Raw genomic sequence first — 22,340 nt, forward strand, 5'->3', positions numbered from 1 at the left:
GAACGACCGGGGTTTTGGTCCAGAAGAACCCTATCCGTCTATCGCCTGGCCAGCAGATCGCGGATTTCGGTCAAAAGCTGCACATCGGCCGGCGGTGGCGCGGCCGCTGGAGCCGGCTTTTCCCTTTCCAGGCGCCTGCGCATGTTGTTCACGGCCTTGACCATGAGGAAGATGATGAAGGCTAGGATGATGAAATTCAGCACCACGGTGATGAAGCTGCCATAGGCAAAAACAGCACCTTGCTTTTTGGCTTCCGCCAGCGAGGTGGCGTTGACGGCCGAGGAAAGCCCAAAGAAGTAGTTGTTGAAGTCCAAGCCGCCGAAGATCGCTCCGACAATCGGCATGATGATGTCGTTGACCAGGGAATCGACGATCTTGCCGAAGGCAGCGCCGATGATGACGCCGACGGCCAAGTCCATCACATTGCCCTTGGAAATGAATTCCTGGAATTCTTTCAGCATTCGACCCTCCTTATCATGGCGGGCCGCGCAGCCGTCCCATCCCGGAAGCACCGCCCCGGCGACACCATAACAAAAACCTCAAGTTGCAACATGGGCAAAAAGGAGAAAACAACCGGTTTCGCCTTACCCTGCGTTACCTCTTTGAAATCAGGTGCCCAAAGCCGTGATGGACTTGACGCCCAAGCTGTGATTGCGTCTGACCCGGCCAGGTGAAAATCGGCACAGGGAGGATCTTGCCGGCGTGCAGGGCTTGTTCATCGTCATCATCGCGATCGCCTATGTGACGCTGCTGTTCGCCATCGCCAGCCTGGGCGACCGCCGCTCGGCCTTGTCAGGGCCCAGCAGGGCGCGACCTTTCATCTATGCGCTCAGCCTTGCCATTTACTGCACGTCCTGGACCTTCTTCGGCTCGGTCGGCCTTTCCTCCGAACGCGGCCTCGAGTTCCTCGGCATCTATACCGGCCCGGTGCTGGTGTTCGTGTTCGGCTTTCCCTTGCTCAACCGCATCGTGCGGCTGGCCAAGACCGAGAAGATCACTTCGGTCGCCGACTTCCTCGGCGCCCGCTACGGCAAGAGCTTCACCGTGGCAGCCATCGCCACGCTGATCGCCACGATCGGCGCCGTGCCCTATATCGCGCTGCAATTGAAGGCGATCTCCGGCTCGGTCAGCCTGATGGTCGAGCATTATACGGGCTCGCCGCCGTCCTTCGATCCGTTCGTCAGCGACATCTCGCTGGTCGTCGCCATGCTGCTTGCGCTGTTCGCGGTCCTGTTCGGCACGCGCCACGCCGATGCCACCGAACACCAGGATGGGCTGGTGCTGGCGGTGGCGGTGGAGACCGTGGTCAAGCTCGCCGCCTTCCTGGCCATCGGCCTGATGGTCACCTTCCTGATCTTCGGCGGCCCCGGCGACATGTTCGACCGGCTGGCCGAGAATGGCCAGGTGCGGCAGGCAATGGGCTATTCGACATCGCTGGCCACCTGGCTGGTGCTGACGTGCCTGAGCGGCTTTGCCATCATCCTTTTGCCGCGGCAGTTCTACGTCACCATCGTCGAGAACCGCAGCGAGGCCGAACTGCGCACCGCGACTTGGGTGTTCCCGCTGTATCTCGTGGCGATCAACCTGTTCGTGCTGCCGATCGCCTTTGCCGGCCTGACGCTGGTCGGCGCGAGGACGAGCAGCGACCTTTACGTGCTGTCGCTGCCGCTGTTCAGCGGCCACGATTTCCTGGCCATGGCCGCCTTCATCGGCGGCTTGTCGGCGGCAACCGCCATGGTCATCGTGGAGAGCGTGGCGCTGTCGATCATGATCTCCAACGACCTGATCATCCCGCTGTTCGTGCGCCGGCTGTTGCGGACGACCACCTCGGAGAACGAGGATTGGTCGACGCTCATCCTCAATGTGCGGCGGGCGTCGATCTTCATCCTTTTGTTCATCGCCTTTCTCTATTATCGCGAGAGCACCAACAGCGCCCGGCTGTCCTCGATCGGCCTGATGTCCTTCGCCGCGATCGCGCAGTTCGCCCCTGCCCTGGTTGGTGGGCTGATCTGGCGCGGCGCCAATGGCCGGGGTGCGGCACTCGGCATGGTCGCCGGCATCCTGGTCTGGGGCTATACGCTGCTGGTCCCGTCGCTCGTCGCGCCCGATACAGGCATCATCGTCCACGGACTGTTCGGCTTCGAGGCACTGCGGCCGCAGGCACTGTTCGGCACCGTCGCCGAGCCGCTGAACCACGGCGTGCTGTGGAGCCTTTCGGTCAACGCGCTGTTTTTCGTCTTCGGGTCACTGTCGCGCGCGTCGGTACCGCTGGAGCGCATCCAGGCATCGATCTTCGTGCCGCGCGAAGCCGGACCGATGCCGAGCCTGCGCCGCTTCCGCACCGCCATCACCGTCAACGACCTCAAGGATACGATCGCACGCTATCTCGGCGTCGAACGAACCGAGCGGTCGTTTCAATCCTTCGAGAAGAGCAATGGTACCTCGCTGCATGGCAACGAGCAGGCCAGCATGGACGTCATCCGCTTTTCCGAGCAGCTTTTGGCCAGCGCCGTCGGCTCCTCCTCGGCACGGTTGATCCTGTCGCTGCTGTTCCGGCGCCACGACCGCGAATCCCGCGACGCCTTCCGCCTGCTCGACGACGCCACGGAAGCGCTGCAGCACAACCGCGACCTGCTGCAGATCGCGCTGGACCAGATGGAGCAAGGCATTACCGTCTTCGACCGCGATTTCCGGCTGATCTGCTGGAACCGCCAATACCGGGCGCTGTTCGACCTGCCCGACGAGATGGGCCAGGTCGGCGTTTCGCTCGACCAGATCCTTCGCCATCTGGCCGAACGCGGCGACATTCCCGCCGACCAGCGCGTGACGATGCTCAACCGGCTGACCAGCTTCGTCAGCCCCTGGCAGATGGAGCTGAAGACCAGCGGCCGCATCCTCGAACTGCGCTCCAACCCGATGCCTGACGGCGGCATCGTCGCCACCTATGCCGACATTTCCGGCCGCGTCGAACAGGATCTCGCGCTGAAAAGCGCCAATGAATCACTGGAGCAGCGCGTCAAGACCCGCACCATCGAACTGACTGGGGTCAACGAGGAATTGACCCGGGTCAACGAGGAACTGGCGCAGGCCCAGATGCTCGCCGAGGAGGCCAATCTCGGCAAGACGCGCTTCCTTGCCGCCGCCGGTCACGACATCCTGCAGCCCTTGAACGCCGCCCGGCTCTATTGCTCCTCGCTGATCGAGAAGGCCGGCAAGGGTCCGGCCGGCAAGGCGGCCATCAACATCGAATCCTCGCTGGAATCGGTCGAGACCATTCTCGGCGCCGTGCTCGACATTTCGCGCCTCGATGCCGGCGCCATGAAGCCGGACGATACCGCCTTCAACCTCGACGGCCTGCTCAGCCAGATCGGCAATGATTTTCGACCGATGGCCGCAGCAAAGAAGCTCGAGCTGACCATCATTGCATCCTCACTGACCGTGATGACGGACCGCAACCTGTTGCGCCGCCTGATCCAGAACCTGGTTTCCAATGCCATCAAGTACACCCGCCAGGGCCGCATCCTGGTCGGCGTGCGGCGGCGCGGCGAACTGGCGGAGATCCAGATCATCGACACCGGCATTGGCATCGCCGGTGACAAGCTGAACACTGTCTTCCATGAGTTTACCCGACTGGACGAAGGCGCACGCGAAGCAGAAGGTCTTGGTCTTGGCCTGTCCATCGTCGACCGTATCGCCAGGGTGTTGCGGCTTGAGATCCGTATCTTCTCCAACCCGGGCAAGGGCACGCGCTTTTCCGTCATCCTGCCCGTGGCGGCCGCGCAGGTGCCGCGACGCGAGGTCGAGACCAGGGCGCCGGCCCGCGCGGCGGCTTCGCTCTCCGGCCTGCATGTGCTGTGCATCGACAATGACATCCGTATCCTCGAGGGCATGCGGCTGCTGCTCGAGGGCTGGGGCTGCAATGTCGCTACGGTGACCGGCTCGGAGGATCTGGAGAGGGCCGCGATCGACCGTCCGGACATCGTGCTTGCCGACTACCATCTCGACCGCGAAACCGGTCTCGATATCATTATCAGGCTGCGAGCCACCCACGGCGATGACTTGCCGGCCGTGCTGGTCACGGCCGACCGTTCCAACGAGGTACGAGCAGCCGCGGCAGGCCTCGACATCCCGATGATCAACAAGCCGTTGAAGCCGGCGGTGCTGCGTTCGATGATGGCCAGGTTCAGGCCGATGGTGCGGGCGGCGGAGTGACATCGAAGCGCCTGAATCAGGCCTGGTGCTCCAGGGCTTCGAGATAGGCGCAGAACATGTCGGCGAGCGCATCGGAACAGGTCGATGCGGCGAGCCGAAGTTAAAAGTTCCGACTGAGCCAAGCAGCCGGCACTCAGCCCGCCGGCTGCAGCGGGTCGCTGCCTATCTTGGACAGCAGGATCACCGCCTGGGTGCGACTGTCGACGCCGAGCTTTTGCAATATGGCCGAGACATGCGCCTTGATCGTCGCCTCGGAGACGCCGAGTTCATAAGCGATCTGCTTGTTGAGCAGACCCTCGGCCAGCATGCCGAGCACGCGGGTCTGCTGCGGGGTCAACGTCTGCAATCGTTTGATCAGGTCCGATATTTCGGGATCGCGTTCGACGCCGAGATCGACGCCGACAGGTGCCGCGATATCGCCGGCAAGCACCGACTGCACGGCGCCGCGGATTTCCTCCATGCTGGCCGACTTGGAGATGAAACCGGAGGCGCCGAGATCGAGCGCGCGCCGTATGGTCGCCGGGTCGTCATGCGCCGACACCACGACCAGCGGCACCGCAGGATGGATACCGCGCAACGAGATCAGGCCGGAGAGGCCGCTGGCGCCGGGCATCGACAGGTCGAGCAGCACCAGATCGACATCTTCATTAGCCACGACCAGCGCCTTGGCGCTTTCGAAATCACCGGCCTCATGGATGGCGGCGACATTGCCGATGCCGGCAAGCGCCTCGCGCAGCGCGCCGCGAAACAGCGGATGATCGTCGGCGATCACGAAAGAATAGCCTGACGGCAAATGTCCCTCCCCGAATCCCCGATTTACTGCTTTTTGCGGGATCAGTTGGACGATTATGAGGGGCTGCGCACTGTTTTCAAGCGGCAAAGCCAGCGCGCCGCGTTTTCCCTCGTCTATGGCAATCAGGTCTTCTGCGAGTTGGGCCGGGCGCCGTCGCCGCTGTCCTTGTCCATATCCTTGACGATGCCCATGAAGCTCTTCAGGAAGCGCTCCATGTAGCTCATCGTCGTGTTGAAATCCTCCTCGCTCGGCAGTTTCGATTCGAGACGGGCGGAGAGCGAATTCTCCAGCTTGGTGACGCGCTCGTCCATCGCCTTCATCGAGGCTTGCAAGCGATCGACCTCGTCCTGGTAGGCGGCGCGTTCGTCGGCCGCCATCTTGCAGACGAGCTGGCCCGAACGCTCCTCGCAGATCGACATCGCGCCGGTCTGCGTATCCATGCGGATATAGCCGGTGGCCGATTTTTCCAGCCGGTAGCGGTCCGTTTCTTCCGAATAAGCTGAAGCCGCGACCAGCGAAACGAGCGCGGCGGGGATCAAGATGTGCTGCAGACGCATGTTGTCCTCCATGGCCAAGGCCTCAAATATCGCATGTTTGCGCCGGAAATGGGGAAGACCCTTGGCCTGGCCTTCCCCGCGCGACTGGTTCGGATTATAGCGCAACCATGTCACAGATTATCTACAAGATAACTCCGCAAGCGCCTTGGCGCGAGGCCGAAGCCAAAGGCCGCTTCGCCGGAGCGCCGATCGACACCGCCGACGGCTTCATCCATTTTTCGACGGCGGCGCAGGCCAGGGAAACCGCGGCAAAGCATTTCCAGGGCCAGACCGACCTTCTGCTGGTCGCCGTCGACGGAAACCGCCTGGGTGATGCGCTGAAATACGAAATCTCGCGCGGCGGCGCGCTGTTTCCGCACCTCTACGGCGTGCTCGACCTGAAAGCGGTGCTCTGGGTCAAGCCGCTGCCGCTTGGGGCCGACGGTACCCACCAGTTCCCGGCCCTGGAGGGGCAATGAGCGTGCTCGACCGGATCGGCCAGAAACTGCTGTTCACCTTCGATCCGGAAACCGCGCATGGCTTGTCGATCGCGGCACTGCGCTGCGGCCTGCCGGGCGGCGCGCGGACGGTACGCGATACGAGGCTGAAGGTCAGCCTTTGCGGTCTCGATTTCCCGAACCCACTTGGCATGGCGGCTGGCTACGACAAGAACGCCGAAGTACCCGACGCGCTGCTTGGCCTCGGCTTTGGCTTTGCCGAAGTCGGCACGGTGACGCCGCTGCCGCAGGCCGGCAACCCGAAGCCGCGCATCTTCCGGCTGACATCGAATGAAGCTGTCATCAACCGGCTGGGCTTTAACAATGAGGGCCATGCGGCCGCCGAAAAAAGGCTTGTGGCGCGCTTGGGGCGCGGCGGCATCGTCGGCGTCAACATTGGTGCCAACAAGGACAGCACCGACCGCGTCGGCGACTATGAGAGCGGCGTTTCCCGCTTTGCTCCTTATGCCAGCTATCTCACCGTCAACATTTCCTCGCCCAACACACCAGGCCTGCGCACCATGCAGGCGCGCGAGCAGCTCGGCGAATTATTGTCCCGGGTCAGGGCCGCGCGCACTGCAGCGTCCGCGCAGCCGCCGATCTTCCTCAAGATCGCGCCTGATCTGGTCGAGGCCGAACTGGAGGATATCGCCGCCGAGGTCATCGAAAAGCAGATCGACGGCATCATCGTTTCCAACACAACCATTTCCCGCCCGGCGCTGCGCAGCGACGATGCCGCGCGGGAGACAGGCGGGCTTTCGGGAAAGCCGCTATTCGAGCGCTCGACCATCGTGCTGGCCAGGATGCGCAAGCTGCTCGGGCCCGAAATGGCCATCATCGGTGTCGGCGGTGTCAACTCAATGGAGACGGCTCTGGAAAAGATCCGCGCCGGCGCCGATCTCGTCCAGCTCTACACCGGCATGATCTATGGCGGACCGGCGCTGCCGGGCCGGATCGTCGCCGGGATGGCACGTTTTGCCGAAACGGAAAAACTCAAGTCGATGCGCGAGTTGCGCGACAGCCATCTCGACCGATGGGCGTCGAAGCCGCTCAGCTGAACGCGGTTTGCATCCGCAGCCGCAGAATTGTCAGCAGGCTCAATCCCCGCACCAGCAGAAAGACGTGCAGCGCCGCCCACAGGCCGCGATTGCCGAAGGTGGGCGCCAGCGTGATCAGCGCGGCGGCAAAGGCGAGGAATGACAAGAGCATCATGTTACGCATGTCGCGCGACCAGGTCGCGCCGATGAAAACACCATCCATCTGGAAGGCGAGCACACCGCTCAGCGCGGTGAACGCGGCCCAAGGCAGGTATGTGTCGGCCACGGCGCGGACCTGCTGCGACGTCGTTACGACGGCAATCAGGTTGGTGCCGGCCATGAGCAGCACCAGCGCCGCGGCACCGGCCAGACCAAGGCCCCAGAACAGGGTCAGCCGCACCGCCTGCCGGAAGGGCTGTTCGGAGCGCGCGCCGACGGCGCGGCCGGCGAGTTGTTCGGCGGCGGTGGCGAACCCGTCGAGGAAATAGCCGGCGACGAGAAAGAAGTTCATCAGCACCGCATTGGCGGCCAGCGTCACCGTGCCGAACTGCGCGCCCTGGCGGGTGAACAGCGCGAAGGCGGCGAGCAGCGAGAACGAGCGGATCATGATGTCGCGGTTGAGCGACAGCATGCGCAGGAAGGCGCCCATATCGAGCAGGCGCTGCCGAGGCAAGGGCGGGGTGGATCGGAACCGGCGAACCACGATCGCGAGACCAAGCAGCATGGCGAGGAATTCGCCGGTGACGGTTGCCCAGGCGACGCCGGAAACACCCCAGCCGAGCTCAAGGCCGAGCAGGAAGCACAGCGCGATATTGGTGCCGTTCAGCACCAGTTGGAGGATCAAGCCGAGCCCGCCCTCGCCGCGCCCCAGTACGTAGCCGAGGATGGCGTAGTTGATCAGCGAGAACGGGGCGGCAAGCAGCCTGATCCTGATGTAGACACCCATCGCGTCGCTGACGCGTGGCCCGGCGTCCATGAACCACTGGCCGCCAACGGCGATGAGTGGTGAAAGCGCTGCCAGCACGACGCCGGCAACGACCGCGATCAGCACGGCACGCCAGAACACCGCCTGTTCCTCCAGCGCGTCGCCACGCCCGAAGGCCTGGGCGACGAGACCGGTGGTGCCCGAACGCAGAAAATTGAAGGTGGTGAAGACGACGTCGAAAGCCAGCGCGCCGGCGGCCAAGCCGCCAAGCAAGGCGGCGTCACCGAACTGGCCGACAACAGCCGTGTCGACGAGGCCGAGCAGCGGCGTCGTGAGATAGGCGAGCGTCATCGGCACGGCGATGGCAAGCACCGACCGGTTGGTGACGGAAAATACTTTGATGTCGGCTGGGATGGCGCCCTTGTCCAAAGGATTGCTGCCTTGCTGATTTGCGGCTTGATCGGGGAACCGATGTGCCCCATTTTCCGGCCACCGCGCAATCGCCCTTCCGCGGCGGCCAACCGAAATCCCGCTCTGGCGCGAAACCGTCCGACCCAGTTCATGCCCCTGCAGATCGTCCACCATCCCGACTACGACGCCGGCTTCGCGACCAGCCATCGCTTTCCGATGAGCAAATATCCGCTGCTGATGGAGGCCCTGCGAGCACGCGGCCTGGCCGGAGCCGGGGCGCTCAACACAGCCGAACCCGCGCCTGCGTCTTGGCTTAAGCTCGCCCATGCGGCAGATTATGTCGAGCAGGTCGTCGGTTGTTCGGTCCCTGAAAAAATCGAGCGAGAGATCGGCTTTCCGGTCGGCCCGCGCGTCTCGTTGCGCGCGCAGCTTGCCACCGGTGGCACGGTGGCGGCGGCGCGGCTTGCCTTGCGTCACGGCATTGCCTGCAATACCGCCGGCGGCAGCCATCATGCGCGGCGCGCGCAAGGCGCCGGCTTCTGCACTTTCAACGACGTCGCCGTCGCCTCGCTGGTGCTGCTTGAGGAGGGCGCGGCACACAATATCCTGGTGGTCGATCTCGACGTGCACCAGGGCGACGGCACGGCGGATATTCTGGGCGACGAGCCGCGCGCCTTTACCTTCTCCATGCATGGCGAGCGCAACTACCCCGCGCGCAAGATCGCCTCCGACCTCGACGTCGCCCTGCCCGACGGCACGGGCGACGCCGCCTATGTCGAAAGGCTCGATACCATCCTGCCGGAGCTGTCGGCCAAGGCGCGTTGGGACATCGTCTTCTACAATGCCGGCGTCGACGTCCATGCCGAGGACCGGCTCGGCAGGCTGTCGCTTTCCGACAAAGGCCTGCGCGCCCGCGACAAGATGGTCATCGGCCATTTCCGGGCGCTCGGCATTCCCGTCTGCGGTGTCATCGGCGGCGGCTATTCCACCGATGTGCCGGCACTTGCCGCGCGCCACGCCATCTTGTTCGAGGTCGCATCGGACTATGCCTGAAGGTCACTTCCGGTAGTTGGCGATCCTGAGCAGGATGAAGGCTGGCACGACGATCGCGGCACCGAGCAGGATGTAGCCGAGGAAACGGTCGATGGCGTGGAAGCCGAGATTCCATAGATCAATGAAGAACTTCTGGATGCCGTAGAACACGTCCATCGGCGACCAACCGAAAGCGTTCATAACCAGGCCGACGAGAAAGGATACCACCAGCAGCTTCAGAATAATCCTGAGCGGCGAGTCGCCGAGAAAGCGCGTCAGTGCGGACAAGGCCGTCTCCCGATTGAGATGCCCCGATTCATGGGCACGGCGCAGAGATACGTGCTTGGCGGCCATCCATCAAGCCGCCAGGGGCCGGTGCGGGGGAATTGATAAGCCGCGGCAGATGTTGGGCGCCATCGGGAGGGCGCTCTGCCCTGCCACAGCTGGTGAAAGCCGGATCCTGGCGGGCTTATGGCGCGGTGCCCGCATCCGCATGGAACTGCCGGTTCGTTCGTGACACGTGCCATCGGCGCCGCCAAAAGCGTGGCGGCCGCACGACCCCCGGCTTACCTGTTTTCTGTTTTCTAACCAATTGCCGCTATTGCCATTCCAAAGCGGGAGCCAGGCTTTGGTGGGAACGGGAAAAATCGGCGCGCACCGCGCACCCATGTTGTCGGTCGTCGTGCCTTGCTACAATGAGCGCGACGGCGTGGCGGAGCTTCATCGACGCGTCAGCGCGGCATGCCTCGAGCAAAGCCTCTCCTACGAGGTCGTGCTCGTCATCGATGGAGCGACCGACGGAACCCGTGATGCCGTTTTCGAACTGGCCGAAAAAGACGACCATGTGGTCGCGATCGACCTTGCCCGCAACTACGGCCATCAGATCGCCTTGAGCGCCGGGCTGGAATTCTGCCGCGGCCAACGCATTCTCATCCTCGACGCCGACCTTCAGGATCCGCCCGAACTATTGAGCGCAATGATGGCGAAAATGGATGAAGGCTTCGACGTGGTCTACGGCCAAAGGGTAAAACGGGAGGGCGAAAGCTGGTTCAAGCTGGCCTCCGCCTCGATGTTCTACCGCCTGCTCGGCCGGATGGTCGATGTCGAGATCGCGCCGGACTCCGGAGATTTCCGGCTGATGAGCCGGCGCGCGCTGGACCATCTGATCGCGATGCCCGAACGCTACAGGTTCATTCGCGGCATGGTGAGCTGGATCGGGCTGAGGCAGGCCGCCTTTCCCTATGAACGGCAGCGGCGCTTTGCCGGCGCAACGCACTACCCGCTGAAGAAGATGGTTCTTCTGGCGGTCGACGCTATGACCAGCTTTTCGATCGTGCCTTTGCGCTTCGCTTCGCTGCTGGGCATGATGTTCGGCCTGCTCGGCCTGGTCGTGCTTGGCTATACGCTGTTCGAATGGTCTATCGGCAATGTTCTGCCGGGCTGGACGAGCCTTGCCGCGATCATGCTTATCCTGGGCAGCGTCCAGCTTCTGGTGCTGGGCATTTTCGGCGAGTATCTCGGCCGCATGTACATGGAGACGAAGCGGCGACCGCTTTATTTCGTCAACGAGATCGTTTCACGAAGCCAGGCGGCGGCCGAGGACCAGGACCTGCCGGTCCACCGCCTCCAGGAAATAGTGAAACGGGCGGCGCGTCGTTGAGGTAAGGGTCGACCGTGGGTAACGGGAACGCCATGGGCAGGATATGGTCGATTGTTCCGGCCGGCTTTTCGCGGATGCTGCGGTTTGGCGCGGTCGGGCTGCTCAACACGGCGCTGGGCTGTTGTCTTATCCTGGCTGGGCTGGAGCTGGGCCTTGGCGACATCGCCGCCAACATGACCGGCTATGCCGGCGGTCTTGTCCTTGGCTTCTTCCTCAACCGCCGCTGGACCTTCGGCCGTGCAGGCGGTTTTCGCTCCGGCACGGCGGTGCGGTATGCGCTTGCCTTCGTTGTGGCTTATACCGCAAACCTGACGATAGTGGTCGCCGCCATGTCCGCCGGCGTCGTCGAAAATCCGTTTGTCCACCTGGCGGGAAACTGCCTCTACTCGGTCCTCTTCTATCTCGGCTCGGTCCGTTTCGTCTTCGTCGGCGCGGCAAAAGACGCTGTCTTGGTCGCGATCGACATGAAGTCCCCTGGAGCGGCGACATGAACAAGGTCGAGGCAATCGTTCCAGTGTTCTCGCCGCTCGAGGACGCACAGCGCGCCAGGCTGATATTCTGCCTGATCGGCGCGGGTGTCATGGCGACGGTTCTGGCAACCTTTGCCAGCGCAACCCTGCAGGACCCCGACAGCTGGTGGCATGTCAAAGTGGGGCTGGATTTCCTGGCAAACGGAACGCTTCCGACCGTCGACACCTATTCCTACACCTTCGCCGGCCAACCGTGGATTGCCAAGGAATGGCTGGGGCAGGTTCTGCTGGCCCTTGCCTACAGCGCGGGTGGCTGGAACGGCGTCGTCACGCTGATCATCGGCACGATCTGTCTCGCGGTCTTCCTGTCGGGATGGTTCCTCAGCGCGCACCTGAAACCGGTCCTGGCCGTAGCGCTGGCATTCGTCGCGGCCTTCCTGATCAGCCCGATCTATACGGCGCGCCCGCACGTCTTCACCTTACCGATTATCGTCGTCTGGACGACGATGCTGTTTCGTGCCGCGCAGGACGAGAAGGCTCCGCCGCTCTGGCTGCTCGGTCTGGTCGTATTGTGGGCGAACCTGCATGCCACGTTCACTCTGAGCTTCATCATCGCCGCCTTCGCCGGCCTCGATCTGCTGGCGCGCACCGGCCTGTCGAAACCCGCACTTTTGGCGAAGTGGGTGGCGTTTGGCCTGCTCTGTCCGTTGGTCAGCCTGATACACCCTTATGGCGTGCAGGCCATCCTGGCCACGCTCACCGTCGCCTATGGCAATGAGGCGGTGCCGCTGATCCTGGAGTGGCGGCCGTTCAATGCCCAGGAACAGGTCCTCCAGGAAGCCGCGATACTGCTGGCCTTTTTCGGGCTTCTGACATCGAGGCTACGGATCGGCTGGGCCAAGGCGTTGTTCATCGTCTTCACCTTGCACGTCTACCTTTCGCATCTGCGGTTCGTCTATCTGTTCTTCCTGCTTGTTCCCCTGGTGGTCGCGGTCGAGGTCGCGCGCCAATATCCCGCCCTGTCCGCAGGCGCCTGGCTGAAAGAAGAGCGCGACGGACTGGAAAAATTCTTCGCCAGCCGGTTCCATCTGCTCCGCGGCGCGACGGCGGTGTCGCTGGTCGTTGCGATGCTTGCGCTCAACAACGCCGCCTACCAGGTCGCGCCGAGCCCGAAGACATCAGCCAGCGGCGCCCTTGCGTTCGCCAGGGATCACCACCTCGCAGGCAATGTGCTGAATTCCTACAATTTCGGCGGCACATTGATTTTCCACGACATCAAGACCTATGTCGACGGCAGGACGGACCAGCTGTTCCTGGGCGGGTTCACGAAAGCGGATGAGGCGACGGGGCAGACCGGCGGAAAACCACTGCTCGAGGCGCAGTTGAAGAAATACGCCATCGGCTGGGCACTGCTTACAGCCGCGGATACCCGCATCCCCTTCTTCGCCGAGTTGGGCTGGAAGCGGGCCTATGCCGATGACCATGCCGTGATCTACCTGCCGGCAACCTGACCGGCCGCTTCCAAACCGGCTGCGCCGGCGTCCAAAGCATGGCGTTCCGGCTTGACACTCATGTTGCAGTGCAGCAAAATCGTTTCGCAGAGGAGAGCCTGTGAACCCCACGGCGTCACGATTTTTCGCACAACCAAGGCATCGTCGCATGAGCGGCGTGGCATGCTTCGCACGAGATCGGCGGGCCGCGAGCCGCGGACTGTCCGAATGAACTACAGGCGCGACATCGACGGCCTGCGGGCCGTTGCCGTGCTGCCCGTGGTGCTCTTTCATTTTGGCGTGTCCGCCATCCCAGGGGGATTCACCGGCGTCGATATTTTCTTTGTCATATCGGGCTATCTGATCAGCGGCAGCTTGCTGGATGATCTCGAGCGCGGCCAGTTTTCGATAGGCCGCTTCTACTGGCGCCGCGCACGGCGCATCCTGCCGGCGCTGACCTTCGTCATCCTGCTTGCAAGCATCGCGGCATGGTTCATCCTCCTGCCGTCGGACCTGCACGAGTTCAGCCTCAGCGTGATCGCTGCCTCGACCTTCTGGTCGAACATCTATTTCTGGAAGACGACGAACTATTTTTCGATCGACGCCGAACTGCGGCCGCTGCTGCACACATGGTCGCTTTCGGTCGAGGAACAGTACTACATCTTCGCGCCGATCCTGGTTTATCTGATCTATCGCTATGCCTCGAAGCGCTGGCTGACGATACTTCTGCCCATCACCATCGGCAGTTTTGCCCTGGCGGTGATGGCGACCACGCTGGCGCCGACCGCCGGCTTCTACCTGCTGCCGACACGCATCTGGGAACTGGCGCTGGGCGCCATGCTGATGCTGAAAAGGCCGCCGCCACTTGCCAGCCGGCCGGCGACGGAACTGATCGGCCTGGCCGGCTTTGCACTGCTCGGCTTCGGCTTCCTGACGATCTCGGAGAGCGACCCGTTTCCGGGCTATAACGCCCTGTTTCCCTGCGTCGGAACGGCCCTGCTGATCTATGCGGGCCAGAACCATGCGAACCGACCCGTGCCCCTCGCCACGCATGTGCTTCAGTTCGCCCCGATGGTCTGGATCGGCCTCATCTCCTATTCGCTCTACCTTGTTCACTGGCCGATCAACTCCTTCGTCCACTACCTCTCGCTGAAGGCCATCTCGGTGCCGATGATCGTCGCGATGACGGTGGCCAGCGTCGCCCTGGCGACCTTCTCGTGGAAATATGTCGAGCAGCCTTTCCGGCGGAAGCGGGCCTTCACCGCCCCGCTGCCGATCTTCGCCTTTTCGGCGACGGCGATCGCCCTGCTGTGCGTCGGCGGTCTGGCCGGTGTGCTGGGCAAGGGCTTTCCGCAGCGGTTCCCGGATTTCTCGACGCAACGGATCCTGGTGGGCGACTGGCGCAACGGTGTCTGCTTCAATGAGGGTGCGAGCCGGATCGAGGATTGGAACCTTGCCGACTGCACGCGCACGCACGGCTTTGCCACCAATGTGCTGCTGTGGGGCGATTCCTTCGCGGCTCACTACGTATCGGGCCTGGAAGCCAACGCGCAGAAAATCCAGGCCAACGTCGTCCAATATACCTATGCCGGCTGCCCACCCAACCTGAGCTATTTTTCCTATGCCCGGCCGGCCTGCACCCGCTTCAACGAACGGGCGCTGTCGATCATCCGTGATGCCAATATCCAGGCGGTGATCCTGAGCGGTCGATGGACCGACTACCAGGCCAGGGGCTTCGATGGCCTGCAGACGACGATCGACCGGCTACGCGACATGGGTGTCAAGGTCTATGTCATCGGCCAGTCTCCGGAGTTCATCGCCGACGTCCAGAAGATCGCTTTCTTTGCAAAACACGAAGGCGCCGCGAATACATCCTGGCCGATGGCCATGGATCCCGACATCAACAAGCAGGTGCAACTCTTCGCCAACGGCGCGACCTTCATCGACCCGCTCACCTATCTGTGCGACGCAACCGGTTGCTCCTATGCGGATGCCGGCAGCAAGCAGTTTCTCTATTTCGACTATGGCCATTTCTCTTCCGCCGGCGCGACGCTGGCCATCTCGAAATACTGGCCGAGCTTCGCCGCCGGCGGCGAAGTCGCAAAGGCCAGGGAGCCAACGCCGACCGTCACCGGTGAGTTGGCGAAGCCCGCCTTGTGAGACCGGTTTGCGATTGCCCGAGGCCATGCCGTCATGATAACGAGGCTGCAGCGCGGGTATGATGTAATGGTAGCCTGTCAGCTTCCCAAGCTGAACGCGCGGGTTCGATTCCCGCTACCCGCTCCAGTCTGATGCGAAAAGCCGATTGCCTAGCCCGGCCCCTGTCCGATTGGCAGCACTATCGGGATTTCGCCTAGGCCTGTCCGGTTAGCATCTGCTTCTTGAGGAGGAACCGGGCGAGATTGTTGATGTTCCGCGGCGCCACCTTCCTGGGCAGATGCGCCAGCAAGTCTTCCGATTTGACGTCGTTGCGGAACCGCTCCGCCCAGTCTTCGGTGAGATCGTCCCGCTGCAGGCGTAAATTCGTTTCGAACTCTCCGTCCGGCATTTCAACCGACAACTGCCGGGCCACCGACGCAACGTACGGCCGAGGATCGTCCAACAAATCGTCATAAAAAAAGTGATCGTATGCCAGGTCGGCCAGCCGCAGGTAAGCTTCCCAGAAGGCATAGCTCTGCTCGATCAGGAAATAGGCCTGGCAGATGCCGGCGAAGTCGTATCGCGGAACCAGATCGGCGCCGTCCATCGTGCTTTTCCAGTGCCCCGACGCCTTTGCCCGGCAATAGGAAATCGCCTGGCGAAGGCGGTCCCGCCGCTCCAGCAGGACCAAGCCCATGGCATGGCGCCGGCTGCATTCAGCGAGGAAGTCAACTCCATATCTGGCCTGCGACCAGTGAAGATGCCGCGGAAACAGTTTCACGGCGAACGTGCCGTTTGCGGTTCCGCCGCGATCGATCACGGCGGACATCAGGTCATCGAAGGATTTCGGCTTGCACCCCAGATTGGCCGTATCGAGCCACTCGGCCGACTTGCCCAACAATCCCGTGCTGTTCGTGAGACTGCCAAGCCATTCGGAGCCGCTGCGGGCTTCGGTCAGTATGGCGACGCCCTTCATGCGTGCCGCTTCTCCGCGGCACGCATGATCTTGATTGCAGAATGCCGTTCTTCTTGATGGTCCCTCGGCATGGTCAAAGCTCCGCTTTAAACAGGCTTCAACGGACAAAGGCTCATATGGTTCCGCCGATTCGGCGGCAGCTAGGCAAAAGTGCGAGTCCCAAACACGTTACAGTTGGGTAATCAACGCCGGACTTGAAGAGCCTGAACACAGGTGCCGGCCACCTGCGGTGGCCGGCTTATGCGTCAGCAAGAAGAGATTACAGCCATACGCGGAGCCAGACGCGCTCGCGCCAGCAGCGGGTACGGCGGCGGCCATGGCGCCAGTAGCTGCGGCAAACTCGTCTCCAGCCGCGGCGTCGCCCGTGGCGACGACGCCAGTAGCCATCGTGGCCATGATGGCGGCGAAAATGCCAGTCGCGATGCGAGACCTGCTCTACCTCGACCGCTTCATCCCCTTCGAAGACAGCCGGATCCGGCTTGTCCAGTTCATCGAGAATTCCGTTTCCCTGGGGAACACCGGCTACCGCGCGGCCTGGTCCGGCCACGCTCGCAAACGCCGCTGCCCCCGCGAGGCCAAGCATTCCAGTAAGAAACAACCGACGTTCCATAAAAACCTCCCGAGTTGTTAATCGTCGACACCTCGTTTCCTCGCCCGCAACGGGCTCCAGCGCGCATGCCGAACGGTTTGAACGCGCGGCAGCGGTTCTCGTTCCATTACCCCACTTCGCGCAGGATGAAATCATGCAGCATTTTGGCAGCCGGCGACAGTACGCGATTCCTGACGGTGATCAGGCTGTAAGGCCTGACCTCGATGTCGAATTCGGTTTGGACGACATCGATGGCGCCGGCAAGCCCGTCCGGGTTCTGGATGAACTTCGCCACCTGCACCGAGACCGGCGCGATGGCATCGGATTGCGCGACCATGACCAGCGTGAGCAGCAGCGAACTGGTGTTCAAGATCCGGTCCGGCAGCGCGATGTTGCGGTTCAGGAAGTTGCTCTCCATCGCCTGACGCAAGGGCGAACCGCCCGACTGGAACACCCAGTCATAGGCAGCGGTGTCTTCCAGCCGCACCACATTGCCTCCGGCGAGCGGGTGGCCGCGGCGCACGATCAGGCAGGCCTTCTCGACGCCGATCACACGGGATTCGAACAGTCGTGGATTGAGGTCGTCGGGAATGCGGGCGATGATGAAGTCGTGGCGCGAGCCGATCAGCTCGCGGGCGAGCACGTTCGACGTCTCGACCTGCATGGTGATCTCGATGCGCGGATAGATGCGGCGGATTTCACGGATCGCCGGCACTGCCAATTCGATCGCCGGCGCGGTCACGGCGCCGAGGAACACCGAACCGCCCTTGCCGGCCTTGAGCTCGGCAATCTCGCGGTCGGCTTCGCGCATCTCGAGCAGGATCGAGCGGGCCCGCCTGGCAAGCGCCTGGCCATAGGGAGTGAGGGTCACTCCGCGCGGCAGCCGTTCGCACAGCTTCACGTCGAGCACCGCCTCCATCTCGGCGATCATGCGCGAAGCGGCCGGCTGGGAGATGTTCATGACCTGGGCCGCGGCGCTCACCCGTCCGTGATCGTCGAGGGCGGCGATCATGCGCATGTGGCGCAAGCTCAAACCACTGCGCAGGAGTGTCTCACCGTCTCCCGGGAGCTTCTCGTAACTTACTGGAATCGCATCGGGATCGCGCAATGCCGCCATGATCTCCAGCTTTCTCGCCGATTGCTTTCCGGATGCTAGATCATACCGGTTTCGGTATAGCAACCACCAAAGATCGCATTTGACAGTTATGGCAAAGGGACCCACCCTTCGCGCGTTCCGGGACGCAAGGGTCGGTAGCGATCAAAATCGTATCGATTGAAACTGCGTCGCGGAGCCGATTGGGAGGATACCGGAGATCGATAATGCCGACAGCGGCGCGTTTGCGCTCCTGTCTGGCTGCGCGGCCCGCGAAGCCCCGAGGTGTCGCGTCCATCAACCAGGGAGAGTAATGTGAAGATTATCAAGACGCTGGCCGCCGTGGCGGCCCTTGGCATCGCTGCCATGACCTATCAGGCGCACGCGGCCGACAAGGGTCTTGTCGGCGTGCTGATGCCGACCAAGACCTCGCAACGCTGGATCAATGACGGCGACGCCGTCAAATCCCAGCTCGAGGCGCTCGGCTACACTGTCGACCTGCAATACGCGCAGGACGACATCCCCAACCAGCTCAGCCAGCTGGAAAACGAAATCACCAAGGGTCCGAAGGCGCTGATCATCGCCTCGATCGACGGCACCACGCTGTCGGATGCGCTGCAGAAGGCCAACGACGCGGGCGTCGTCGTCGTCGCTTATGACCGCCTGATCAAGAAGACCAAGAATGTCGACTATTACACCACCTTCGACAATTTCGGCGTCGGCGTGATCCAGGCAAATTCCCTGGTCAAGGGCCTCAAGGAGCGTTTCCCGAACACCAAGCCGTGGAACGTCGAACTGTTCGGCGGCTCGCCCGACGACAACAACGCCTTCTTCTTCTACAATGGCGCGATCTCCGTCCTGCAGCCGCTGATCGACGACGGCTCGATCAAGATCAAGTCCGGCCAGACCGGCATGGACAAGGTCGGCACGCTGCGCTGGCTCGCCGCTACCGCCCAGGCGCGCATGGACAACCTTCTGTCGGCCAACTACTCGGACGGCAGCCGCGTCGATGGCGTTCTGTCGCCCTATGACGGCCTGTCGCGCGGCATCACCGCCTCGCTGCGCGCTGTCGGTTACGGCACCGACGCACAGCCCTGGCCGATCGTGACCGGTCAGGACGCCGAGACCGCCTCGGTCAAGCTGATCATCTCGGGCGAGCAGTACTCGACCGTGTTCAAGGACACCCGCGAACTGGCCAAGGCCACGGTGCAGCTGGTCGACAAGGTGCTCTCCGGCGGCAAGCCGGAAGGCCTCGACGAAAAGACCTACAACAACGACGTCAAGGTGGTTCCCTCGATCCTGCTGACGCCGCATGAGGTCGACAAGTCGAACTACCAGGCCCTGGTCGTCGACTCAGGCTACATCAAGGCCGAAGACCTGAAGTAATCCCGGTTACAAAGGCAGGGGTCCTGCGCGACGCAGGGCCCCTTTTCGTTCACAAGCGGCCCCGGTATTGTCTCTGCCGGCCTAGAGCCATTCCCGGAAATTGCGCAGCGGTTTTCCGTCAGGAATCGCCTAAAAAAGAAAGTCTAGGAGGAGCTTGCCTGATGACCTCGACGATTTTGGAGATGCGCGACATCACCAAGACGTTCCCCGGCGTGAAGGCGCTGTCGAACGTCAACCTCCACGTCGAGGAAGGCGAAATCCATGCCGTGGTCGGCGAGAACGGCGCCGGAAAATCGACACTGATGAAGGTGCTTTCGGGCGTCTATCCCTCCGGCACCTATGATGGCCAGATCATCTTTCAGGGCCAAGAATGCCAGTTCAAAGGCATTCATGACAGCGAACACAAGGGCATCGTCATCATCCACCAGGAGCTTGCGCTGGTGCCGATGCTGTCGATCGCCGAGAACATTTTCCTCGGCAACGAGCAAGCCAGATACGGCGTCATCGACTGGGACGCCAACGAGGCGCGCACGGCCGAGCTTTTGAAGAAAGTCGGGCTCAAGGAAGACCCCAAGACGCTGATCACCCATATCGGCGTCGGCAAGCAGCAGCTGGTCGAGATCGCCAAGGCGCTCAGCAAGGAAGTGAAGCTGCTGATCCTCGACGAGCCGACAGCATCGCTCAGCGAGAAGGACAGCCAGGCGCTGCTCGATCTATTGCTCGAGTTCAAGCGGCAGGGCATGACCTCGATCCTGATCTCCCACAAGCTCAACGAGGTGAACCGCGTCGCCGACAAGGTGACGGTGATCCGCGACGGGCGCACGATCGAGACATTGCCGAGGAAGGACATCAGCGAGGACCGCATCATCACCTCGATGGTCGGCCGATCCCTCGACGATCGCTACCCGCCGCGCGAACCTAGCATCGGCGACGTCATTTTCGAGGTCAAGGACTGGTCCGTCTACCACCCGATCCATGCCGAACGGCAAGTGATCAAGAGCATCGACCTCAAGGTGCGGAAGGGCGAAGTTGTCGGCATTGCGGGACTGATGGGCGCCGGCCGCACCGAATTCGCCATGAGCCTGTTCGGCCGCTCCTATGGCCGGCGCATCAGCGGCGAGGTGCTGCTCAACGGCAAGCCCGTGGACCTTTCCACAGTGGGCAAGGCCGTGCAGAACGGCATCGCCTATGTCACCGAGGACCGCAAGACCTATGGACTGAACCTCATCGACCATATCAAGCACAATGTGACGCTGGCCAACCTCGGCGGCGTTTCCAGTGGCGGCGTGATCGACGATATGCGCGAAATGAGCGTCGCCAACGACTATCGCAAGAAGACCAATATCCGCGCCTCCAGCGTCTATCAGCTGACCGGCAATCTCTCTGGCGGCAACCAGCAGAAGGTGGTGCTGTCGAAATGGCTGTTCGCCGACCCGGAAGTCCTGATCCTCGATGAGCCGACGCGCGGCATCGACGTCGGCGCCAAGTACGAAATCTATACAATCATCGCTCGCCTTGCCGCCGAGGGCAAAGCGATCATCGTCATCTCGTCTGAAATGCCGGAATTGCTCGGCATCACCGACAGAATCTATGTCATGAACGAAGGGCGCATCGTCGGCGAAATGGCGGCAAGCGACGCCAGCCAGGAAAAAATCATGCGCGCCATTGTTCGCGGAGAAGGAAAAGCATCATGAGCACAGACAGCGCTCCCGCACCCCAAAGCGGCACCGCCGAGGACGTCAAGCAGGGTCCTCGCGTCGCCGTCTCGGCGCTGACGACGAATCTGCGCGAATACGGCCTGATCATCGCGCTGATCGTCATCATGCTGTTCTTCCAGTACACGACGTCGGGAACGCTGTTCAAACCGGTCAACCTCAGCAACCTGGTGCAGCAGAACTCGTTCATCATCGTGATGGCGCTCGGCATGCTGCTGGTCATCGTCGCCGGCTATATCGATCTCAGCGTAGGATCGGTCGCCGGCTTCATCGGCGCGCTTGCCGCCATGATGATGGTCATCTGGCCGCTCGGCATATTCAGCAATCCGCTCGTTGTCTCGATCGTCTGCCTCATCGTCGGCGGGTTGATCGGTGGCGCGCAAGGGTACTGGATCGCCTATCACCGCATACCAAGCTTCATCGTGACGCTCGCCGGCATGCTGATCTTCCGCGGCATCTGCCAGGCGCTGCTTGGCGGCGGCTCCTCGGTCGGCCCGCTTCCCGACAGTTTCAAGGCGCTGAGTTCCGGTTTCATCCCCGATGTCATCGGCCCGCTGACCCTGATCCCGCCGACGGTGAACGCGGCCGGCAAGACCGTTTTGGGCAGTGGCCTGACGCTTCACATGACGACAGTCGTGCTGGGCCTGATCGCGGTGCTCGCCTACGCCTATTTCGGCTTCAGGACGCGACGCAAGCGCGAACTCCACGGTTATGAGGCCGAGCCTTTCACCCTGTTCGTCATCAAGACCCTGGTCGGCAGCGCGCTGGCGCTCTTCCTGGTCTTCCAGTTCGCGACCTATCGGGGCCTGCCGATCGTGCTCCTGGTGATGGGCGTGCTGATCTCGCTGTTCGTCTTCGTCACCAAGCGCATGACCATCGGCCGCCGCATCTACGCCATGGGAGGCAACGCCAAGGCTGCGCAACTGTCGGGCATCAACACCGAAAGGCTGACGCTCTGGGTGTTCGTCAATATGGGCGTTCTGTCGGCGCTCGGCGGGCTGATCATCGCCGCACGTCTCGGCCAGGCCGTGCCGGCCGCGGGCCTCGGCAGCGAGCTCGACGTCATCGCGGCCGTCTTCATCGGCGGCGCCTCGGCGATGGGCGGCGTCGGCCAGGTCATCGGCGCGGTGGTCGGCGGCTTCATCATGGGCGTGATGAACAACGGCATGTCGATCATGGGCGTCAATGTCGACTGGCAGCAGGTGGTCAAGGGCCTGGTGCTGCTCGGGGCCGTGATCTTCGACGTCTACAACAAGAACAAGGCTTGAGGGCTGGGGCGAGGACTAGGAGGCATACCGGTTCTAGATCGCGAAGCTGCCGGCAGCCCGTCGGCACCAAGAAGTCCGGGGAAGGACCAGGCTCGCGAACGCAATCCGGAC

19 protein-coding genes and 1 tRNA gene are annotated in these 22,340 nt (G+C 62.6%); 13 read left to right on the forward strand and 7 right to left on the reverse strand.

Annotation, left to right across the window (positions count from 1 at the left end; genetic code table 11):
* Positions 1–38: 38 nt before the first annotated feature.
* Positions 39–461, reverse strand: a complete 423-nt coding sequence (gene mscL / locus LB555_RS15295) for a large conductance mechanosensitive channel protein MscL (RefSeq protein ID WP_015319245.1) — start codon at positions 459–461, stop codon at positions 39–41.
* 241 nt (positions 462–702) lie between these two features.
* On the opposite strand from mscL, the gene LB555_RS15300 reads away from it, so the two are divergent.
* A complete protein-coding gene (locus LB555_RS15300; protein WP_015319246.1) occupies positions 703–4,212 on the forward strand; it encodes a PAS domain-containing hybrid sensor histidine kinase/response regulator in 3,510 nt (1,169 codons plus the stop codon).
* Between the two features lie 133 nt (positions 4,213–4,345).
* Here LB555_RS15300 and LB555_RS15305 read toward each other — a convergent pair whose 3' ends face one another.
* Both LB555_RS15305 and LB555_RS15310 read right to left on the reverse strand, forming a co-directional pair.
* On the reverse strand, positions 4,346–5,005 hold the full coding sequence (locus LB555_RS15305) for a response regulator transcription factor (RefSeq protein ID WP_015319247.1): 660 nt from the start codon (positions 5,003–5,005) through the stop codon (positions 4,346–4,348).
* A 122-nt stretch (positions 5,006–5,127) separates the two neighbouring features.
* Positions 5,128–5,562: a hypothetical protein gene (locus LB555_RS15310; RefSeq protein ID WP_015319249.1), complete on the reverse strand. Its 435-nt coding sequence runs from the start codon at positions 5,560–5,562 to the stop codon at positions 5,128–5,130.
* Between the two features lie 107 nt (positions 5,563–5,669).
* Between LB555_RS15310 and LB555_RS15315 the strand changes: the two genes are divergently transcribed.
* Positions 5,670–6,020: a DUF952 domain-containing protein gene (locus LB555_RS15315; RefSeq protein WP_015319250.1), complete on the forward strand. Its 351-nt coding sequence runs from the start codon at positions 5,670–5,672 to the stop codon at positions 6,018–6,020.
* Positions 6,017–7,096: a quinone-dependent dihydroorotate dehydrogenase gene (locus tag LB555_RS15320; protein ID WP_015319251.1), complete on the forward strand. Its 1,080-nt coding sequence runs from the start codon at positions 6,017–6,019 to the stop codon at positions 7,094–7,096. The genes LB555_RS15315 and LB555_RS15320 overlap by 4 nt, the downstream gene beginning before the upstream one ends.
* Here the strand turns inward: LB555_RS15320 and LB555_RS15325 are convergent.
* Positions 7,089–8,429, reverse strand: coding sequence for an MATE family efflux transporter (locus LB555_RS15325; RefSeq protein WP_224683189.1), 1,341 nt, complete (start codon positions 8,427–8,429; stop codon positions 7,089–7,091). The two genes, LB555_RS15320 and LB555_RS15325, sit on opposite strands and share 8 nt — an antisense overlap.
* A 132-nt stretch (positions 8,430–8,561) precedes the next feature.
* Here LB555_RS15325 and LB555_RS15330 point away from each other — a divergent pair, with 132 nt between their 5' ends.
* Positions 8,562–9,464 (forward strand): histone deacetylase, encoded by a 903-nt coding sequence (locus LB555_RS15330; protein ID WP_224683190.1) that lies wholly within the window; start codon positions 8,562–8,564, stop codon positions 9,462–9,464.
* A gap of 3 nt (positions 9,465–9,467) precedes the next feature.
* On the opposite strand, the gene LB555_RS15335 is transcribed toward LB555_RS15330, so the two are convergent.
* Complete coding sequence (locus LB555_RS15335; RefSeq protein WP_023770995.1) at positions 9,468–9,731, reverse strand: DUF6460 domain-containing protein; 264 nt, start codon at positions 9,729–9,731, stop codon at positions 9,468–9,470.
* 343 nt (positions 9,732–10,074) lie between these two features.
* Between LB555_RS15335 and LB555_RS15340 the strand changes: the two genes are divergently transcribed.
* The 5 genes from LB555_RS15340 (at position 10,075) to LB555_RS15360 (ending at position 15,349) form a co-directional block, all read left to right on the forward strand.
* Positions 10,075–11,103: a glycosyltransferase family 2 protein gene (locus tag LB555_RS15340; RefSeq protein WP_210241762.1), complete on the forward strand. Its 1,029-nt coding sequence runs from the start codon at positions 10,075–10,077 to the stop codon at positions 11,101–11,103.
* A gap of 32 nt (positions 11,104–11,135) precedes the next feature.
* Complete coding sequence (locus tag LB555_RS15345) at positions 11,136–11,594, forward strand: GtrA family protein (protein ID WP_224683191.1); 459 nt, start codon at positions 11,136–11,138, stop codon at positions 11,592–11,594.
* Positions 11,591–13,084: a hypothetical protein gene (locus LB555_RS15350; RefSeq protein WP_140660690.1), complete on the forward strand. Its 1,494-nt coding sequence runs from the start codon at positions 11,591–11,593 to the stop codon at positions 13,082–13,084. The genes LB555_RS15345 and LB555_RS15350 overlap by 4 nt, the downstream gene beginning before the upstream one ends.
* A 207-nt stretch (positions 13,085–13,291) precedes the next feature.
* Complete coding sequence (locus LB555_RS15355) at positions 13,292–15,223, forward strand: acyltransferase family protein (RefSeq protein WP_224683192.1); 1,932 nt, start codon at positions 13,292–13,294, stop codon at positions 15,221–15,223.
* Positions 15,224–15,275: 52 nt separating this feature from the next.
* Positions 15,276–15,349, forward strand: a tRNA-Gly gene (locus LB555_RS15360).
* Between the two features lie 67 nt (positions 15,350–15,416).
* Here the strand turns inward: LB555_RS15360 and LB555_RS15365 are convergent.
* Positions 15,417–16,178 carry a Stf0 family sulfotransferase gene (locus LB555_RS15365; protein WP_224683193.1) on the reverse strand — a complete coding sequence of 254 codons (762 nt, stop codon included), beginning with the start codon at positions 16,176–16,178 and terminating at the stop codon, positions 15,417–15,419.
* A gap of 364 nt (positions 16,179–16,542) precedes the next feature.
* On the opposite strand from LB555_RS15365, the gene LB555_RS15370 reads away from it, so the two are divergent.
* Positions 16,543–16,809 carry a hypothetical protein gene (locus LB555_RS15370; protein WP_181166261.1) on the forward strand — a complete coding sequence of 89 codons (267 nt, stop codon included), beginning with the start codon at positions 16,543–16,545 and terminating at the stop codon, positions 16,807–16,809.
* 85 nt (positions 16,810–16,894) lie between these two features.
* Here the strand turns inward: LB555_RS15370 and LB555_RS15375 are convergent, their stop codons facing one another.
* Entirely contained in the window at positions 16,895–17,884 is a 990-nt protein-coding gene (locus LB555_RS15375) for a LysR family transcriptional regulator (protein WP_140722844.1), read from the reverse strand.
* Positions 17,885–18,175: 291 nt separating this feature from the next.
* Here LB555_RS15375 and chvE point away from each other — a divergent pair, with 291 nt between their 5' ends.
* The 3 genes from chvE to mmsB all read left to right on the forward strand — a co-directional run bounded on the left by chvE (position 18,176) and on the right by mmsB (position 22,229).
* The gene (gene chvE, locus LB555_RS15380) at positions 18,176–19,246 is read left to right on the forward strand and encodes a multiple monosaccharide ABC transporter substrate-binding protein (RefSeq protein WP_015319282.1); all 1,071 of its coding nucleotides are present in this window, start codon (positions 18,176–18,178) and stop codon (positions 19,244–19,246) included.
* Between the two features lie 161 nt (positions 19,247–19,407).
* Positions 19,408–20,940 carry a multiple monosaccharide ABC transporter ATP-binding protein gene (mmsA, locus tag LB555_RS15385; protein WP_140660687.1) on the forward strand — a complete coding sequence of 511 codons (1,533 nt, stop codon included), beginning with the start codon at positions 19,408–19,410 and terminating at the stop codon, positions 20,938–20,940.
* Complete coding sequence (mmsB, locus tag LB555_RS15390; RefSeq protein ID WP_015319284.1) at positions 20,937–22,229, forward strand: multiple monosaccharide ABC transporter permease; 1,293 nt, start codon at positions 20,937–20,939, stop codon at positions 22,227–22,229. The genes mmsA and mmsB overlap by 4 nt, the downstream gene beginning before the upstream one ends.
* The last annotated feature ends 111 nt before the right edge of the window (positions 22,230–22,340 follow it).

Source organism: Mesorhizobium sp. BR-1-1-10, from assembly GCF_020165595.1.
GTDB classification, from domain to species: Bacteria; Pseudomonadota; Alphaproteobacteria; order Rhizobiales; family Rhizobiaceae; genus Mesorhizobium; species Mesorhizobium australicum.

Bases quoted from the DNA above. Each gene is read 5' to 3' on its own strand.
- LB555_RS15350 (WP_140660690.1), top strand. From the start codon at position 11,591: ATGAACAAGGTCGAGGCAATCGTTCCAGTGTTCTCGCCGCTCGAGGAC.
- LB555_RS15355 (WP_224683192.1), top strand. From the start codon at position 13,292: ATGAACTACAGGCGCGACATCGACGGCCTGCGGGCCGTTGCCGTGCTG.
- LB555_RS15365 (WP_224683193.1), bottom strand. From the start codon at position 16,178: ATGAAGGGCGTCGCCATACTGACCGAAGCCCGCAGCGGCTCCGAATGG.
- LB555_RS15310 (WP_015319249.1), bottom strand. From the start codon at position 5,562: ATGCGTCTGCAGCACATCTTGATCCCCGCCGCGCTCGTTTCGCTGGTC.
- LB555_RS15375 (WP_140722844.1), bottom strand. From the start codon at position 17,884: ATGGCGGCATTGCGCGATCCCGATGCGATTCCAGTAAGTTACGAGAAG.
- mmsB (WP_015319284.1), top strand. From the start codon at position 20,937: ATGAGCACAGACAGCGCTCCCGCACCCCAAAGCGGCACCGCCGAGGAC.
- LB555_RS15315 (WP_015319250.1), top strand. From the start codon at position 5,670: ATGTCACAGATTATCTACAAGATAACTCCGCAAGCGCCTTGGCGCGAG.
- mmsA (WP_140660687.1), top strand. From the start codon at position 19,408: ATGACCTCGACGATTTTGGAGATGCGCGACATCACCAAGACGTTCCCC.
- LB555_RS15345 (WP_224683191.1), top strand. From the start codon at position 11,136: ATGGGCAGGATATGGTCGATTGTTCCGGCCGGCTTTTCGCGGATGCTG.
- mscL (WP_015319245.1), bottom strand. From the start codon at position 461: ATGCTGAAAGAATTCCAGGAATTCATTTCCAAGGGCAATGTGATGGAC.
- LB555_RS15330 (WP_224683190.1), top strand. From the start codon at position 8,562: ATGCCCCTGCAGATCGTCCACCATCCCGACTACGACGCCGGCTTCGCG.
- LB555_RS15320 (WP_015319251.1), top strand. From the start codon at position 6,017: ATGAGCGTGCTCGACCGGATCGGCCAGAAACTGCTGTTCACCTTCGAT.